Annotated in this window: 12 protein-coding genes; 6 read left to right on the top strand and 6 right to left on the bottom strand. The window is 71.5% G+C overall.

From position 1 onward, the window contains the following. Positions 1 to 2: 2 nt before the first annotated feature. From EV382_RS03255 to EV382_RS03270, 4 genes are all read right to left on the bottom strand, one after another. Positions 3 to 1,187: a zinc-dependent alcohol dehydrogenase gene (locus EV382_RS03255; protein WP_130400158.1), complete on the bottom strand. Its 1,185-nt coding sequence runs from the start codon at positions 1,185 to 1,187 to the stop codon at positions 3 to 5. A gap of 1,148 nt (positions 1,188 to 2,335) precedes the next feature. Continuing rightward, positions 2,336 to 3,100, bottom strand: coding sequence for a succinate dehydrogenase/fumarate reductase iron-sulfur subunit (locus tag EV382_RS03260; protein WP_130400159.1), 765 nt, complete (start codon positions 3,098 to 3,100; stop codon positions 2,336 to 2,338). Then, on the bottom strand, positions 3,097 to 5,034 hold the full coding sequence (locus EV382_RS03265; RefSeq protein WP_130400160.1) for a fumarate reductase/succinate dehydrogenase flavoprotein subunit: 1,938 nt from the start codon (positions 5,032 to 5,034) through the stop codon (positions 3,097 to 3,099). The genes EV382_RS03260 and EV382_RS03265 overlap by 4 nt, the downstream gene beginning before the upstream one ends. A gap of 1 nt (position 5,035) precedes the next feature. Then, positions 5,036 to 5,767 (bottom strand): succinate dehydrogenase cytochrome b subunit, encoded by a 732-nt coding sequence (locus tag EV382_RS03270; protein ID WP_130400161.1) that lies wholly within the window; start codon positions 5,765 to 5,767, stop codon positions 5,036 to 5,038. 35 nt (positions 5,768 to 5,802) lie between these two features. On the opposite strand from EV382_RS03270, the gene EV382_RS03275 reads away from it, so the two are divergent. Next, positions 5,803 to 6,735, top strand: coding sequence for a LysR family transcriptional regulator (locus EV382_RS03275; RefSeq protein WP_130400162.1), 933 nt, complete (start codon positions 5,803 to 5,805; stop codon positions 6,733 to 6,735). Between the two features lie 19 nt (positions 6,736 to 6,754). On the opposite strand, the gene hrpA is transcribed toward EV382_RS03275, so the two are convergent. Beyond that, positions 6,755 to 10,813, bottom strand: coding sequence for an ATP-dependent RNA helicase HrpA (gene hrpA / locus EV382_RS03280; protein WP_130400163.1), 4,059 nt, complete (start codon positions 10,811 to 10,813; stop codon positions 6,755 to 6,757). Positions 10,814 to 10,925: 112 nt separating this feature from the next. Here hrpA and EV382_RS03285 point away from each other — a divergent pair, with 112 nt between their 5' ends. Next, complete coding sequence (locus EV382_RS03285; protein WP_130400164.1) at positions 10,926 to 11,318, top strand: cytidine deaminase family protein; 393 nt, start codon at positions 10,926 to 10,928, stop codon at positions 11,316 to 11,318. 12 nt (positions 11,319 to 11,330) lie between these two features. On the opposite strand, the gene EV382_RS03290 is transcribed toward EV382_RS03285, so the two are convergent. Next, positions 11,331 to 11,690 carry a YciI family protein gene (locus EV382_RS03290; RefSeq protein ID WP_130400165.1) on the bottom strand — a complete coding sequence of 120 codons (360 nt, stop codon included), beginning with the start codon at positions 11,688 to 11,690 and terminating at the stop codon, positions 11,331 to 11,333. A 259-nt stretch (positions 11,691 to 11,949) separates the two neighbouring features. On the opposite strand from EV382_RS03290, the gene EV382_RS03295 reads away from it, so the two are divergent. Genes EV382_RS03295 through EV382_RS03310 form a run of 4 tightly spaced genes read left to right on the top strand, consistent with a single transcriptional unit; the run spans position 11,950 to position 15,986 of the window. Continuing rightward, on the top strand, positions 11,950 to 12,996 hold the full coding sequence (locus EV382_RS03295; RefSeq protein ID WP_130400166.1) for a FecCD family ABC transporter permease: 1,047 nt from the start codon (positions 11,950 to 11,952) through the stop codon (positions 12,994 to 12,996). Further along, complete coding sequence (locus EV382_RS03300) at positions 12,993 to 14,099, top strand: FecCD family ABC transporter permease (RefSeq protein ID WP_244236525.1); 1,107 nt, start codon at positions 12,993 to 12,995, stop codon at positions 14,097 to 14,099. Before EV382_RS03295 ends, EV382_RS03300 begins: the two co-directional genes overlap by 4 nt. A gap of 19 nt (positions 14,100 to 14,118) precedes the next feature. Beyond that, the gene (locus EV382_RS03305; protein WP_130400167.1) at positions 14,119 to 15,039 is read left to right on the top strand and encodes an ABC transporter ATP-binding protein; all 921 of its coding nucleotides are present in this window, start codon (positions 14,119 to 14,121) and stop codon (positions 15,037 to 15,039) included. Then, a complete protein-coding gene (locus EV382_RS03310) occupies positions 15,039 to 15,986 on the top strand; it encodes an ABC transporter substrate-binding protein (protein WP_130400168.1) in 948 nt (315 codons plus the stop codon). The genes EV382_RS03305 and EV382_RS03310 overlap by 1 nt, the downstream gene beginning before the upstream one ends. Positions 15,987 to 16,040: the final 54 nt, after the last annotated feature.

Raw genomic sequence — 16,040 nt, forward strand, 5'->3', positions numbered from 1 at the left:
GCTCATGGCTCGAGTACGACCTTGATGCAGCCGTCGTCCTTCTTCTGGAACATCTCGTACGCCTGCGGCGCCCGGGCCAACGGCACCCGATGGGTCCGCAGGTCCTCCACGCCCAGCGGGTCCCCGTCACCGGCGAGCAACGGCATGATCTCGTCAGTCCACCGGCGGACGTGACACTGCCCCATCCGCAACTGGACGCCCCGGTCGAACATCTCCATCAGCGGCATCGGGTCCGCCTCGCCCCCGTACACCCCGGAGATTGACACGGTGCCACCGCGACGAACCCCCTTCACCGCGGCGTGCAGGACCGACAGGCGGTCCATGGCGGCCCGGTCGGTCATCGGCCGGGCCAACGTGTCCGGCAGCAACCCGACGGCGGCGTGGGCCAGCTTGCCCACCGGTGAACCGTGCGCCTCCATCCCCACCGCGTCGATCACCGCGTCCGGGCCACGGCCGTCGACCAGGTCGATCAGCGCGCCCGGCACGTCCGGCAGTTCGCTGACGTCGAGCACCTCGATGCCGTGCCGGCGGGCCAACTCCAGCCGCTCGGGCACCAGGTCCAGCCCGATCACCCGGCCCGCGCCGAGGTGGCGGCCCACCCGCGCGCAGAACTGCCCGACCGGACCCAAACCGAAGACGGCCAGCGTGCCACCCGGTGGGGTGTCCGCGTACTTCACCGCCTGCCACGCGGTCGGCAGGATGTCAGACAGGTACAGGTAGCGCTCGTCCGCACCAGTCTGCGGGACCTTGATCGGCCCGAAGTGGGCCTGCGGGACGCGCAGATACTCGGCCTGCCCGCCCGGCACCGAACCGTACAGCGAGGTGTAACCGAACAGGGCCGCGCCCTTGCCCTCGCCGGTGACCTGAGTGGTCTCGCACTGGGCGTAGAGCTGGCGCTGGCACATCCAGCACCCGCCGCAGGCGATGTTGAACGGCACCACCACCCGATCGCCCGGCTTCAGCCCGGTCACCTCCGACCCGACCTCCTCGACGATGCCCATCGGCTCGTGGCCCAGCACGTCACCAGGCTTCAGGTACGGCCCGAGCACCTCGTACAGGTGCAGGTCGGAACCACAGATCGCGGTCGAGGTGATCTTCACGATCGCGTCGGTCGGCTCCTCGATCCGGGGATCCGGGACCTCCTCGACCCGTACGTCCCGCTTGCCCTGCCAGGTGAGCGCCTTCATGTCCCTCATCCCTTCCCACTGCCGTCTGGGAAGACTGCTACCCGGGCTCAGGCACTTGAACCTGCCGTCCGTCCCGGGTTCCTGCCTCCGGGTCTGGTCTGCCTCGGAGTTGGCGGTGGTTGGGTGGGGGCGTCCGTCCTCCTCGGGCTGGCGGTGGTTGCGGTGGGGGCCCGGGGGGCGTCCGTCCCCCTCGGGCTGGCGGTGGTGCGGTGGTTGCGGTGGGGGCCCGGGGAGCGTCCGTCCTCCTCGGGCTGGCGGTGGTTGCGGTGGGTGCCTGGGGGGCGTCCGTCCCCGGCTTCGGGCGGTCAGGCTTGATCCCTACGCCGGGGACGGCCGCCCCCCAGGCACTCGCTGATGGGCTTCCGCCTGTGCGTCTCCGCGCAGACCCCGAGTCCTGACGTCGGTTGCTGCCGGTCGACGTGGCACCGCCGAAGGTCACCCGGGGGTGGTTCAGTCGGGTGTGCGTGGCCTTTGGGTGTGGAGGTTCGTGGGCCCTGACGTCGGTTGCTGCCGGTCGAGGCGGCATCCTCGAAGGTCATCCGGGCGTGGTTCAGTCGGGTGTGCGCGGCCTTTGGGTGTGGAGGTTCGTGGGCCCTGACGTCGGTTGCTGCCGGTCGTGGCGGCACCTCCGAAGGTCACCCGGGCGTGGGTCACCCGGATGTGCGCGGCCATTGAGTGGCGACTCGTCCGCCTTGCCCCCTTTGTCGTGATGGTGTGGGGGTCAGCTGGGCCGAGATCGAGTTGATCCACTCGCGTTTCATGAAATCGCGGTATCCGACGTGCGGTAACCGGCCGACTTCCTGAAACCCGAGTGGATCATGCGATGCGGACGAGCCGCGACCGGGATCAGGGCTGGGGCGACCGTCCCCGGCGGAGGGATCAAGCCTGACCGCCCGGAGCCGGGGACGGTCGCCCCAGCCCCACCGCAACCAACGCCCGAGAGCCAGCCCGCCAACGGCCGAGGTCCAGCCCGCCAACGACCGAGAGCCAGCCCGCCAACGGCCGAGGTCCAGCCCGCCAACGACCGAGAGCCAGCCGCCAACGACCGGGGGCCGGCCCGCTCAGGGCCCAGAAGCGTCAGACGCCCGACCGCCGTACCCCGGAAAGAGCGTGGGGTACGGCGGTCGGGCGTCTGGTACGGCGGACCCTCAGGAACCGGGGGTGTTGTTGGTGCCCTTGGCGGTGGCCGTGAGGTAGTCGCGGTTGAGGCGACCGATGGTGTTCAGTGGGATGCCCTTCGGGCAGGCCGGGGTGCATTCGCCGGCGTTGGTGCAGCCACCGAAGCCGGCCTCGTCGTGCGCGTTGACCATGCCGATCACCCGGGTGTAGCGCTCGGGTTGGCCCTGCGGCAGCAGCGAGAGCTGGGTGAGCTTGGCGGCGGTGAAGAGCATGCCGGAGCCGTTCGGGCAGGCCGCGACGCAGGCGCCGCAGCCGATGCAGGCCGCCGACTCGAAGGCGGCGTCGGCGTTGGCCTTGGCCACCGGGGTGGAGTGGGCTTCGGGTGCGCTGCCGGTCGGCGCGGTGACGTAGCCGCCAGCCGCGATGATCTTGTCGAAGGCGCTCCGGTTGACGACCAGGTCCTTGACGACCGGGAAGGCGCTGGCCCGCCACGGCTCGATGTCGATCGTCTCGCCGTCCTTGAACTGCCGCATGTGCAGCTGGCACGCGGTGGTGCCGCGCTGCGGCCCGTGCGCGTCGCCGTTGATCATCAGGCCGCACATGCCGCAGATGCCTTCGCGGCAGTCGTGGTCGAACGCCACCGGGTCCTCACCCGCGAGGATCAGCCGTTCGTTGAGGACGTCGAGCATCTCCAGGAACGACATGTCCGGGGACACGTCGTCGACCGGGTAGGTCACCATCCGACCCTTGTCCTCGGGGCCCTTCTGGCGCCAGATGCGCAGGGTCAGGTTCACTTGTAGCTCCGCTGCGTGGGGTGGACGTATTCGAACTTCAGGTCTTCCTTGTGCAGCACCGAGGGCTCCCCGTCGGCGGTGAACTCCCAGGCCGCCACGTACGCGAACCGGTCGTCGTCGCGCTGCGCCTCACCGTCGGGCGTCTGGTGCTCGGCCCGGAAGTGGCCGCCGCAGGACTCCTCGCGGTGCAGGGCGTCGATGCACATCAGCTCGGCCAGTTCGAAGAAGTCGGCCACCCGGCCGGCCTTCTCCAGCGACTGGTTGAGTTCCTCGCCGGTGCCGGACACCTTGACCCGCTGCCAGAACTGCTCGCGCAGGGCGCGGATCTCGTCGATCGCCTTGCGCAGCCCGGCCTCACTGCGCTCCATGCCGCAGTGTTCCCACATGATCTGGCCCAGTTCCCGGTGGAACGAGTCCACGGTCCGGTCGCCGTTGACGGCGAGCAGCCGCTGCACGCGGTTCTCGACGTCGGTGCGTGCCTCGACCGCCGCCGGGTGGCTGGCGTCGACCTTGTCGAGGGGACCGGAGGCCAGGTAGTTGGCGATGGTGGTGGGCAGCACGAAGTAGCCGTCGGCGAGGCCCTGCATCAGCGCCGAGGCGCCGAGCCGGTTGGCGCCGTGGTCGGAGAAGTTCGCCTCACCGATCACGAACAGGCCGGGGATGTTCGACTGGAGGTCGTAGTCGACCCACAGGCCGCCCATCGTGTAGTGCACGGCGGGGTAGATGCGCATCGGCACCTCGTACGGGTCCTCGCCGGTGATCCGCTCGTACATCTCGAAGAGGTTGCCGTACTTGGCCTCGATGGCCTTGCGGCCCAGCCGGCCGATCGCGTCGGCGAAGTCGAGGTAGACGCCGAGCTTGGTCGGCCCGACCCCCCGACCCTCGTCGCACACGTTCTTCGCGGCGCGGGAGGCGATGTCGCGGGGGACCAGGTTGCCGAAGGAGGGGTAGATCCGCTCCAGGTAGTAGTCCCGCTCGTCCTCCGGGATGTCCTTGGGGCTGCGGTCGTCACCCTTGGTCTTGGGCACCCAGACCCGGCCGTCGTTGCGCAGCGACTCGCTCATCAGGGTCAGCTTCGACTGGTGGTCGCCGGAGACCGGGATGCAGGTCGGGTGGATCTGCGTGTAGCACGGGTTCGCGAAGTAGGCGCCCTTGCGGTGCGCGCGCCAGGTGGCGGTGACGTTGCAGCCCTTGGCGTTGGTGGAGAGGTAGAAGACGTTGCCGTAACCGCCGGAGGCGAGCACCACGGCGTCGGCCATCTCGGTGCTGATCTCGCCGGTGACGAGGTCCCGGACGACGATGCCCCGGGCCTTGCCGTCCACCAGGACCAGCTCCAGCATCTCGTGCCGGGCGTTCATCTCCACGTTGCCCAGGCCGATCTGCCGCTCCAGGGCCTGGTACGCGCCGAGCAGCAGCTGCTGGCCCGTCTGGCCCCGGGCGTAGAAGGTGCGTTGCACCTGGGCGCCACCGAAGGAGCGGGTGTCCAACAGGCCGCCGTACTCGCGGGCGAACGGCACGCCCTGGGCGACGCACTGGTCGATGATGTTGACCGACACCTCGGCGAGGCGGTGCACGTTCGACTCGCGGGAGCGGAAGTCGCCGCCCTTGACGGTGTCGTAGAAGAGCCGGTGCACGGAGTCGCCGTCGTTGCGGTAGTTCTTCGCCGCGTTGATGCCGCCCTGTGCCGCGATGGAGTGCGCCCGCCGTGGGCTGTCCTGGTAGCAGTAGGACTTGACGTGGTAGCCCTGCTCGGCGAGGGTCGCGGCGGCTGAGCCGCCGGCCAGGCCGGTGCCGACCACGATCACCGTCATCTTGCGGCGGTTGGCGGGGTTGACCAGCTTGGCTTCGAAGCGCCGGGTCTCCCAACGCTTCTCGACGGGGCCGGCGGGAGCCTTGGTGTCGGCGATCGGGTCGCCCTCGGTGAAGAGTTCCATGTCAGGACACCAATCCGGTGAGTACGGCGAACGGGACCACCAGGTACCCGGCGCAGAGCAGCACGGCGAAGATCAGCGCTGCGGTACGCGCTCGGCGCTCGCCGCGGGGCGTCTGCTGGCCGAGGCTGCGGAACGCGCTGAACGCGCCGTGGCGAAGGTGGAAGCCCACCGCGAGGATGGCGAGCGTGTAGAAGAGCGTGACGTACCAGCGCTCGGGCGCGAAGTCGGCGACGACGTTGCCGTACGGCTTGCTCTCGTTCCCGACCGGGTTCAGCGTGCCGGTGGTCAGGTCCAGGAGGTGGTAGATCACGAAGAGCAGGATGATCACCCCACCCCAGCGCATGGTGCGGGCCGCGTAGCTGCCGTTGACCTTCTTGCGGTGGGCGTACTTGACCGGCCGGGCGGCGCGGGCGCGCCGGGCCAGCACGGTGGCCGCCACGATGTGGGCGACGACCGCCACCACCAGCACGGTGCGCAGGATCCACAGGAACCAGACGCCGGGCAGCAGTGGCTTGCCGATGTCGCGCAGCCAGTGCGCGTAGTGGTCGAACGAGGTTTCCCCCGTGAACACCTTCAGGTTCCCGAGCATGTGGGCGATGAGGAACAGCACCAGCAGGATGCCCGTCACCGCCATGACGGCCTTGAGGCCGACGTTCGAGCGGATGGGCGACCGAGTTTTCGTGATTACCACAAGGCCGACGCTAGGAGCACTTCGATCAGTCGTCCAATGCATCAAACTCGCAGTGTTGATAGCCGTAAGCTATTTAGATGCAGCTCCATCAGCTCCGGTACTTCGTCGCGGTGGCCGAAGTACGACATTTCACCCAAGCCGCCGACCTGGTGGGCATCACGCAACCCTCGCTCAGTAAGCAAATTCACGCCCTGGAGGCCGACCTCGGTGCCCCGCTGTTCGAGCGGGTAAGGGGCAACATCGCGCTCACCGCGGCGGGTGAGGTGCTGCTGCCGTTGGCCACCCGGATCCTCGCCGACGTGGAGACCGCGACCCGGGAGGTCCAGGAGTTGGTCGGGCTGCGCCGGGGCCGGGTTCGGCTCGGCGCCACCCCGAGCCTGGCCACGTCGCTCGCCCCGCCGGTGCTGCGCCGGTTCCGCGACGCGCACCCCACCATCGACCTTCGCGTCGAGGAGGGCGGCTCCCAGGACCTGGTCCGCGACCTGCTCCGCGGTGATCTCGACCTGGCCCTGATCATCATGCCGGGTCAGGGCGCCGACCCCGGGCTGCGCGTCGACCCGATCCTGCGGGAGAGCCTCGTGGTGGCCTCGGTGGGAGAGGTGGCGACCGCGTCGACGACCGGCGAGCTGCGCATCACCGACCTGCGGGACCAGCCGATGGTGATGTTCCGGGAGGGGTACGACCTGCGCGACGCCACCATCCAGGCGTGCCGGGAGGCGGGCTTCGAACCGACCTTCGCGGTGGACGGCGGCGAGATGGACGCGGTGCTCAGCTTCGTTGAGGCGGGGCTCGGCATCGCGCTCGTGCCGGGCATCGTGCTGGCGCGCCGCCCGGGCGTACGGATCACCCCGCTCGCCCCGCCCGGGGTGCGACGGACCATCGCGGTGGCCCGCCGACGTGACGTCGTACCCACCCACGCCGGGCGGGAGCTTCGGCGCATCCTGCTCGACTACGTCCAGTCGGCGATCCACCTCGGCGAACTACCCCCCGGCGTCGAGCCACTGAGCTGACCCGCCGGGCCGCTGGCGCTCAGCGGCCCTCGGCGTCGTCCATCGCGCGGTAGATCCGCTGCTCAGACACGGGGTACGGGGTGCCCAGCGCCTGGGCGAAGACGTTCACCCGCAGCTCCTCGATCATCCAGCGGATCTGCCGGACGGCCGTCTCCTGGCGGCGGGCCGGCGGCAGGTTGGCGAGCAGGTCGGCGTACTCCTTCTGCACCACCGCGATCCGGTCCTGCTGCTGGCGGTCCCGCTGGGGGTTGCCGCCGAGGCGGTCCAGTCGACGCTCGATGGCGGTCAGGTAGCGCAGCAGGTCGGGCAGGCGCGCGTACCCGGTCTCGGTGATGAAACCGGCGTGCACCAGCCCGGCGAGCTGGTTGCGGATGTCGGCCAGCGCCGCCACCACGGCGAGGTTGCGGGTCGCGCCGAGCCGCTGCTCCACGGCGTACGCGGCGGCGAGGACCTTGCGGACCCGGTCCATCACCTCGACCACGGTGTCGACCAGGTCGGCGCGGACCTTCTCGCGCAGCGCCGCGAAGCCGTCGGCGTCCCACGCCGGCCCACCGGCCGTGCCGATCAGCCGGTCGATGGCCGCGCCCGCCGCGTCCTCGATCAACTCCTGGACGCCGCCGTGCGGGTTGCGGCTCAGCGCCAACTTCGCCTCGTTGTCCAGCCGCCCCTGCAGGAACCGCGCCGGGGACGGAACGGTGAGCCGCAGCAGCCGACGGGTGCCGGCCCAGTGCGACGCCTCCGCCTCGGCGGGGGAGTCGAACACCTTCACCCCGACCGTGGCGCCCTCGTCGACCAGCGCCGGGTACGCGGTCACCGCGTAGCCGGCACGGACCTGCTCGATGGTCCGGGGCAGCGTGCCGATGCTCCACTCGCGCAGCCCGGTGCGGGCCACCTGGGGAGCGGCGGCCGCCACCACCTGGCGTACCTCCTGGCGGAGCTGACGTTGCAGGGCCGGCAGGTCCTTGCCCTCGGCGACCGGTTTCTCGTTGTCGTCGAGGATCCGGAACGTCACCCGCAGGTGCGCCGGGAGCTTGCCCGGCTCCCAGGCGTCGCGGGGCACGGTCACCCCGGTCATCCGGCGCAGCTGCCGGGTGAGCGCGTCCAGCAGCGACTCCTCGCCGGGAGTGATCGCCGCCAGGGCGGCCCGGGCGTAGTCGGGCACCGGGACGAAGTTGCGGCGGATCGCCTTGGGCAGCGAGCGGATCAGCGCGATCACCGTCTCCTCGCGCAGCCCCGGCACCTGCCAGTCGAAGCTCTCCGCCGGCACCTGGTTGAGCAGCGGCAACGGGATGTCCACGGTGACGCCGTCGTCCGGTGTGCCCGGCTCGAACCGGTAGGTCAACGGCAGGCTCACCCCGTGGGCCTGCCACTCGTCCGGGTAGTCGTCCTCGTCCACCCCCGGTCGGCCGTCGTTGACCAGCAGGTCGCGGGTGAAGGTGAGCAGGTCGGGTTGCTCGCGCCGGGTCTTCTTCCACCAGCTGTCGAAGTGCCGTCCGGAGGACACGTCGGCCGGGATCCGCTGGTCGTAGAAGCCGAAGATGGTCTCGTCGTCGACCAGGATGTCCCGGCGGCGGGCCCGGCTCTCCAACTCCTCGATCTCGGCGAGCAGCCGCTTGTTGTCCGCCCAGAACTGGTGGTGCGTCTGCCAGTCGCCCTCGACGAGGGCGTGCCGGATGAACAACTCCCGGCTCAGCGTCGGGTCGATCCGCCCGAAGTTGACCTTGCGGGAGCTGACCAGCGGGACGCCGTACAGGGTGACCTTCTCGTAGGCCATCACCGCGGCCTGCTTCTTCTCCCAGTGCGGTTCGCTGTAGCTGCGCTTGACCAGGTGCTGGGCGAGGGGCTCGACCCACTCCGGCTCGACCCGGCCGGCGATGCGGCCCCACAACCGGGAGGTCTCCACCAGTTCGGCGGCCATCACCCAGCGCGGCGGCTTCTTGAACAACGCCGATCCGGGGAAGATCCCGAACTTCGCGCCCCGGGCCCCCAGGTACTCGTGTTTCTGGGCGTCCTTGAGGCCGATGTGCGACAGCAGGCCGGGCAGCAGCGACTGGTGCACCTTCGGGGTGTCGATCTCCTCCGGGAGGTCCGCGCCACCACGGCGGCCCCGGCCGGCGTCCGCGCCGTCGGAGGTGTCGCGCGCCGGTCGCCCACCACGCCGGTCGCCGTCGGACGGGGTACGCAGCACCTGGCGCAGTTGGCTGACGATGTCCTGCCACTCGCGGATCCGCAGGTAGTTCAGGTACTCCGCCTTGCACATCCGGCGGAACGCGCTGGAGGACAGCTCGCGCTGCTGCTCGCGCAGGTAACGCCACAGGTTGAGGTAGGCGACGAAGTCCGACTCCTTGTCGGCGAACCGGGCGTGCGCCTGGTCGGCCTGGGCCTGCTTCTCCGCCGGCCGCTCCCGTGGGTCCTGGATGGAGAGCGCGGCGGCGATCACCAGCACCTCGGTGGCGCAGCCGTTGCGCTCGCCCTCGACCACCATGCGGGCCAGGCGCGGGTCGACCGGCAGTTGGGCCAGCCGCCGGCCGAGGGCGGTGAGCCGTTTCGCCGGGTCGGCCTCGGTCGGGTTCAACGCGCCCAGCTCGTGCAGCAGGTGGACACCGTCGGTGATGTTGCGCTTGTCCGGCGGGTCGATGAACGGGAACGCGGCGAGGTCGCCGAGCCCGATCGCGGTCATCTGGAGGATGACCGACGCCAGGTTGGTCCGCAGGATCTCCGGGTCGGTGAACTCGGGCCGGGAGGCGAAGTCCTGTTCGTCGTAGAGGCGGATGCAGATGCCGTCCGACGTACGGCCGCACCGGCCCTTGCGCTGGTTGGCAGAGGCCTGGGAGATCGGCTCGATCGGCAGCCGCTGCACCTTCAGCCGGCTGGAGTAGCGGGAGATGCGGGCGGTGCCCGGGTCCACCACGTACTTGATTCCGGGCACGGTCAGCGAGGTCTCCGCCACGTTGGTGGCGAGCACCACCCGGCGCGAGGAGTGCGCGGCGAAGACCCGGTGCTGCTCGGCGCTGGACAGCCGCGCGTACAGGGGCAGGATCTCGGTGCCGAGCAGCGAGCGCTTCTTCTGCACCAGCTTGCCCAGCGCGTCGGCGGTGTCCCGGATCTCCCGCTCGCCGCTGAGGAAGACCAGGATGTCGCCGGGGCCCTCGGCGGCCAACTCCTCGACCGCGTCGCCGATCGCCTGGATCTGGTCGCGGACGATCTCCTCGTCGCTGTCCTCCTCGTCCTCGGCGAGCTCGACGAGGGGCCGGTAGCGCACCTCGACGGGGTAGGTGCGCCCCGACACCTCGACCACCGGCGCGGGTACGCCCGCCGGCTCGTCGGCGGTGGGCGGCCCGGCGAAGTGCCGGGCGAACCGGTCGGTCTCGATGGTCGCCGAGGTGATGATCACCTTGAGGTCGGGTCGGCGGGGCAGCAACTCCCGCAGGTACCCGAGGATGAAGTCGATGTTGAGGCTGCGCTCGTGCGCCTCGTCGATGATCAGCGTGTCGTACTGACGCAGCATCCGGTCGGTCTGCAACTCGGCCAGCAGGATGCCGTCGGTCATCAGCTTCACCAGGCTGCGCTCGCTGACCTGGTCGGTGAAGCGCACCTTGTAGCCGACGACGTCGCCCAGCTCGGTGCCGAGCTCGTCGGCGATCCGGTCGGCCACCGTGCGGGCGGCCAGCCGCCGGGGCTGGGTGTGCCCGATCAGGCCGTGCACGCCGCGCCCCAGCTCCAGGCAGATCTTGGGGATCTGGGTGGTCTTGCCGGAGCCGGTCTCACCCGCCACGATCACCACCTGGTGATCCCGGATGGCGGCGGCGATGTCGTCCTTGCGCTCACTGACCGGCAGACCCGCCGGGTACGTGATCACGGGCACCGCCGCCTGGCGGGCCGCCAGGCGCTGCTCGGCCCGGACCACGTCGGCGGTGATCTCGGTCAGCGCCGCCTCCCGACGCTGCGGGTCGCGCAGCTTGCGGGCACCGTCGAGCCGCCGCTGGAGCCGGCGCTGGTCGCGGAACATCAGAGGGGTGAGGCGGCGGTGCAGCTCGCGAACGGGATCGGACGCGACGGAGGCGGTTGGATTCTGCATGTCGTGCCCAAGGATAGGCAGCCCGGCGGCGCACCGCCCCTGGGTTATCGGCGGCCGGCTCGTCGACAGGTCCTAGAGTTGGCGGCCGACATCGAGCGTTGGGGGAGCCGGGATGGAGATGCGGGACACCGACCGCGCGCTGGTGCAGGCCGCGACGGCGGTCGCGAAGCTGCGCTGCCGCAGCCCGCACCACACGGTCGCCTCGGCGGCCCGGACCACGGACGGTCGGGTCTTCACCGGCGTGAACGTCCAGCACGCCAGCGGGGGGGCCTGCGCCGAGCTGGTCGTGATCGGCACGGCCGCCACGCAGGGCGTCACCGCGTTGGAGACGATCGTCACGGTCGCCGACCGGGGCCGCGAGGTCAGCGTGCCGTGCGGCGACTGTCGGCAGGTGCTGCACGACCATTTTCCGGCGCTGCGGGTGATCGTCGGCCCGGTGGACGACCTGCGGGTGGTCCCGCTCGCGGAGCTGCCGGCTGAGGCTGAGCGCGGCACGGCCGGCTGAGGCGGACGCGCCTCAGTCCCCGGATGCCGCCGCCAGCATCGACTGCGGCATCGGCACGCCCTCGAACCGTAGGTTGCCCTCCGGCACCAGCCAGCTCATCACCCGTGCGACCAGCTGCCCGGCGCGCACCGCCGGGTCGTTGTGATAGAGCTCTCGGGCCTCGTCCGGGGCGATGGAGAGCACGGCGAAGCCCCGCAACTGCTCGTCGTCGGGGTGCAGGAACGGCCCGGCCGCGAGCACCAGCCCCTGCTGCACGAGGCCGGCCTGGTGGGCCAGGTGCGTCTCCTGCAACCGGTCGATGGCGTCCTGCGGCAGCTCCGGCGGATCCGCCGGTCGGATCAGGAGGACGACCGTGTGCTGGTCGAATCGCATGCCCACACCCTATGGCGCGAATGTCCCTCTTCTGGGTGTCATCGGCTATCTGTCCGCCCTGGGACCATCCGCGAATCTCATTCGGCGGTGATCCCGGCGGGCTGGGCCGCATCGGCCCGGGCGCTCGCCGCAGCCACGCCACTGGACGCCCGCGGGCGGCCCGATGGGCACCGCGACCGCATCGACAAACTCCGGTTAGGCCGCTTTCTGCAGCTCGGCTAAGGTTAGGCGAACCTAAGCCCGAACACGCAGGAGACTCGTGACCACCCTCGCCACCCGGCCGACCCTGGCCCGCAACCGGTCCGGCACCCGCACCGGCCGCCGGGTGGCCGTCACCGTCGGGGCCGCGCTCGTGCTGCTGCTCACCGTGCTGGCCAGCTTCGCCCTCGGCAGCCGACAACTCGGCGTCGACCAGGTCTGGCACGCGCTCGTCGCCCCGGACGGCGGCGAGGCCAGCACCATCGTCCGTGAGCTGCGGATGCCCCGGACCGCGCTCGGTCTCGCGGTCGGGCTCGCGCTCGCCGTCGCGGGGGTGCTGTTCCAGGCGCTCACCCGCAACCCCCTCGCCGAGCCGCGCATCCTCGGCATCAGCGCGGGCGCGTCGTTCGGGGTGGTGCTCGCGATCTCCGTCTTCGGCGTCGGCACGCTCGCCGGGTACGTGTGGTTCGGCATCGCCGGAGCCCTGATCGCCGGGCTGCTGGTCTTCGCCATCGCCACCCGCGCCCGCGACGGCGCCAGCCCGGTCACCCTCGCGCTGGTCGGCGCGGCGCTCGACGCCAGCCTGGCCTCCGGGGTGTACGCGCTGCTCAGCATCGACGCCCGCACCTTCGAGGAGTACCGCTTCTGGGTGGTCGGCGGGCTGGCCGGCCGGGACCTGTCGGTCGCCGCGCAGGTGCTGCCCTTCGTGCTCGCCGGGCTGGTGCTGGCCGCCCTGGTGGCCCGGGGCCTGGACGCGCTGGCCCTCGGCGACGACGTGGCCCGTGGCCTCGGCCACCGGATCGGCCTGGTCCGCCTCGGTGGTGGCCTCGCCGCCGTGCTGTTGACCGGCGCCGCGGTGGCCGCCGCCGGCCCGGTCGCGTTCGTCGGGCTGGCCGTGCCGCACCTCGCGCGCGCCCTGGTCGGCGCGGACCACCGCTGGACCCTCGCGGTCTCCGCCCTGCTCGGGCCGGCGCTGCTGCTCGCCGCCGACATCGTCGGTCGGCTCGTCGCCCCGCCCGGCGAGATACCGGCCGGGATCGTCACCGCGCTGATCGGTGCGCCACTGCTGGCCGTGCTGATCCGCCGCGCCCGGGTGGTGACCGCGTGACCACCACCCAGCGTCCGTCGGGCCCGCTCGACGCCGCCGACCTCGCCGGCACCGCGTCCACCGGCGCGGGCGCTCGCCTGTCCGGGCGGTCGCTGCTGCGGATCGGCCCGGTCAGCCTGCTGATCCGCCGTCGCGCGGTGCTGGTGGCCGCCGTGCTGACCGTGCTGCTCCTGCTGGCCGTCGTGCTCAGCCTCTCGCTGGGCACCCCGTACGTCGCCCCGGCCGACGTGGTGCGGGCGCTCTCCGGCGCGGGCACCCCGTACGACCTCGTGGTTCTGGATCTTCGGCTGCCGCGGGTCGTGCTGGCGGCCGTGGCCGGCGCTGCCTTCGGCGTGGCCGGCACGCTTATCCAGAGCGTGGCCCGTAACCCGCTCGCCAGCCCGGACGTCATCGGCATCACCCAGGGTGCCGGCCTGGCCGCGACCGTGGCGCTGACCAGCGGAATGGCCGCGGTGCTGGTGGCGCCCACCGCGCTGGTGGGCGGACTGCTCGCGGCGGTGCTGCTGTTCGCCCTCGGTGCCCGGCACGGGCTGGCCGCACAGCGGTTCGTGCTCGCCGGGGTGGCGGTCGCGTTCGGCTTCCGGGCGCTCACCGAGGTGGTCATGCTCACCGCCGACCCGATCGACGGGCTCCGCGCGCAGATCTGGCTGATCGGCACCCTGGCCGGCAAGGGCTGGACCGAGGCCACCTGGATCGCCGGCACGCTGCTGGTGCTGCTGCCGGTGCTGGCCTGGGCCGGCTGGGCGTTGAACAGCACCGCCCTGGACGACGACACCGCCCGGGGTGTCGGGCTGCGCCCGGTGGCCCGCCGGATCGGCCTGGCCGGCACCGGTGTGCTCGTCGCCGCGATGGTCACCGCCCAGGTCGGCGCCGTCGACTTCGTGGCGCTGGTCGCCCCGCAGGTGGCCCGCCGTCTGGTCCGCGCCGAACGACCGCCGCTGGTCTGCGCGGCGCTGCTCGGCGCCCTGCTGCTGGTGCTGGCCGACCTGGCCGGCCGGCGGCTGTTCGCACCCACCCAACTCCCCGCCGGCGTACTGACCGCCGCGATCGGCGGCCCGTACCTGATCTTCCTGCTGCTGCGCGGCCGGCGGCGGTCGTCGTGACGCCTCAAGGAGTCGTGTGATGCTCTCCACTCGCGACCTGGTCGCCGGCTATGACGAGCGAACCGTGCTCGATGGGCTCGACCTCGACCTGCCCACCGACGCGTTCACCGTGATCGTCGGACCCAACGCGTGCGGCAAGTCCACCCTGCTGCGCACGATGGCCCGGCTGCTCACCCCCCGCCGGGGCACGGTGCTGCTGGACGGCAGCGCGATCCGCGACCTGCCGACCCGGGAGGTCGCCCGCCGCCTCGGCGTCCTGCCGCAGAGCCCACTGGTGCCCGAGGGCGTCACCGTGGCGGACCTGGTCGGGCGCGGCCGACAGCCCTACCAGCGGTGGTGGCGGCAGTGGTCGTCGGAGGACGCCACGGCGGTGGACCAGGCGATGGCCCTCGCCGACGTCACCGACCTGGCCGACCGGCCGGTGGACAGCCTTTCCGGCGGTCAGCGGCAGCGGGTGTGGATCGCCATGACACTCGCCCAGGACACCGATGCCCTGCTGCTGGACGAGCCGACCACCTTCCTCGACCTGGCCCACCAGGTGGAGGTGCTGGATCTCCTGCACCGGCTGCGCGCCGAGCGGGGCCGCACCGTGGTCGCCGTGCTGCACGACCTGAACCAGGCCGCCCGCTACGCCGATCACCTGGTGGCCATGCGCGCCGGTGCCGTGGTCGCGGCCGGACCGCCCCGGGAGATCCTCACCGCCGACCTGGTCCGCGACGTCTTCGGGCTGGCCTGCGTGGTCGTGCCCTGCCCGGTGACCGGCGCACCGCTGGTGGTGCCCGCGTACACCGGTGGCACCTCCGCCCCGACCGCTGCGGCTGTCGCCGCCGGCGGCACGGGCTCTTCCGATCCATCGGTCGTGTCCGCACCGGACGCCCGACCCGCCATCGGCGACGCGGTCAGCCCGCTCGCCGGCTCGCACCCCTCGAAAGGACTCTGATGCGTCGTCTCGTCGCCGCTCTCGCCGCGGCCGCCGCCCTCGGCGTCGGACTCACCGCCTGCGGTGAGAGCGACCCGGTCGCCGGCTCCGCCACCGGGGAGACCCGGGAGATCACCCACGCCATGGGCACCACCAAGGTCCCGGCCGAGCCGAAGCGCGTCGTCGTGCTCGACACCGACAAGATCGACACGGCGCTCTCGCTGGGCGTCACGCCGGTCGGCGCCGCCACCGCCGGTGAGGCCAAGAGCTGGCCGACGTACTTCGGCGCGGACAAGCTCGCCGGCATCAAGGAGGTCGGGGTGCTCACCGAGCCCGACCTGGAGGCGATCAACGCGCTGAAGCCGGACCTCATCCTCGGCAGCAAGTTCCGCCAGGAGAAGTTCTACGACGAGTTGGCCGCCATCGCGCCGACGGTGTTCACCGACAAGGTGGGCATCACCTGGAAGGAGAACTTCCTCCTCGACGGCAAGGCGCTCGGCCACGAGCAGCAGGCCAAGGATCTGCTCGCCACGTACGAGAAGCGGGCCAAGGACTTCGGCGCGACGCTCGGTGACGCCGCCGCGCGCAAGGTGTCGATCGTGCGGTTCCTGCCCGGCAACATCCGGGTGTACGGCCCGGACTCGTTCTCCGGCATCGTCATCGGCGACACCGGCCTGGGCCGCCCCGAGCGGCAGCTGCTGGCCAACAAGGAGGACAAGCGCTTCGACCTGGTCAGCCCCGAGCGGATCAGCGAGGTCGACGGTGACGTCATCTTCGTGACCGCGTACGGCGACAAGGCCGCCGCCGAGCAGTCCAAGGTGGTCGGCGGGACCCTCTGGAAGGGCCTCGGCGCGGTCAAGGCCGGTCGGGCGTACCCGGTCGCCGACGAGGTCTGGATGACCGGCATCGGCGTCGGCGCCGCCAACAAGATCCTCGACGATCTGGCCAAGTACCTCCCGGCCGCCTGACCCACCTCACGTCAGGAATCCGGCGACACCATGGAGGTGGTGACCTCTCCCCCT

The organism is Micromonospora violae (assembly GCF_004217135.1).
In the GTDB taxonomy this organism is placed as follows: domain Bacteria; phylum Actinomycetota; class Actinomycetes; order Mycobacteriales; family Micromonosporaceae; genus Micromonospora; species Micromonospora violae.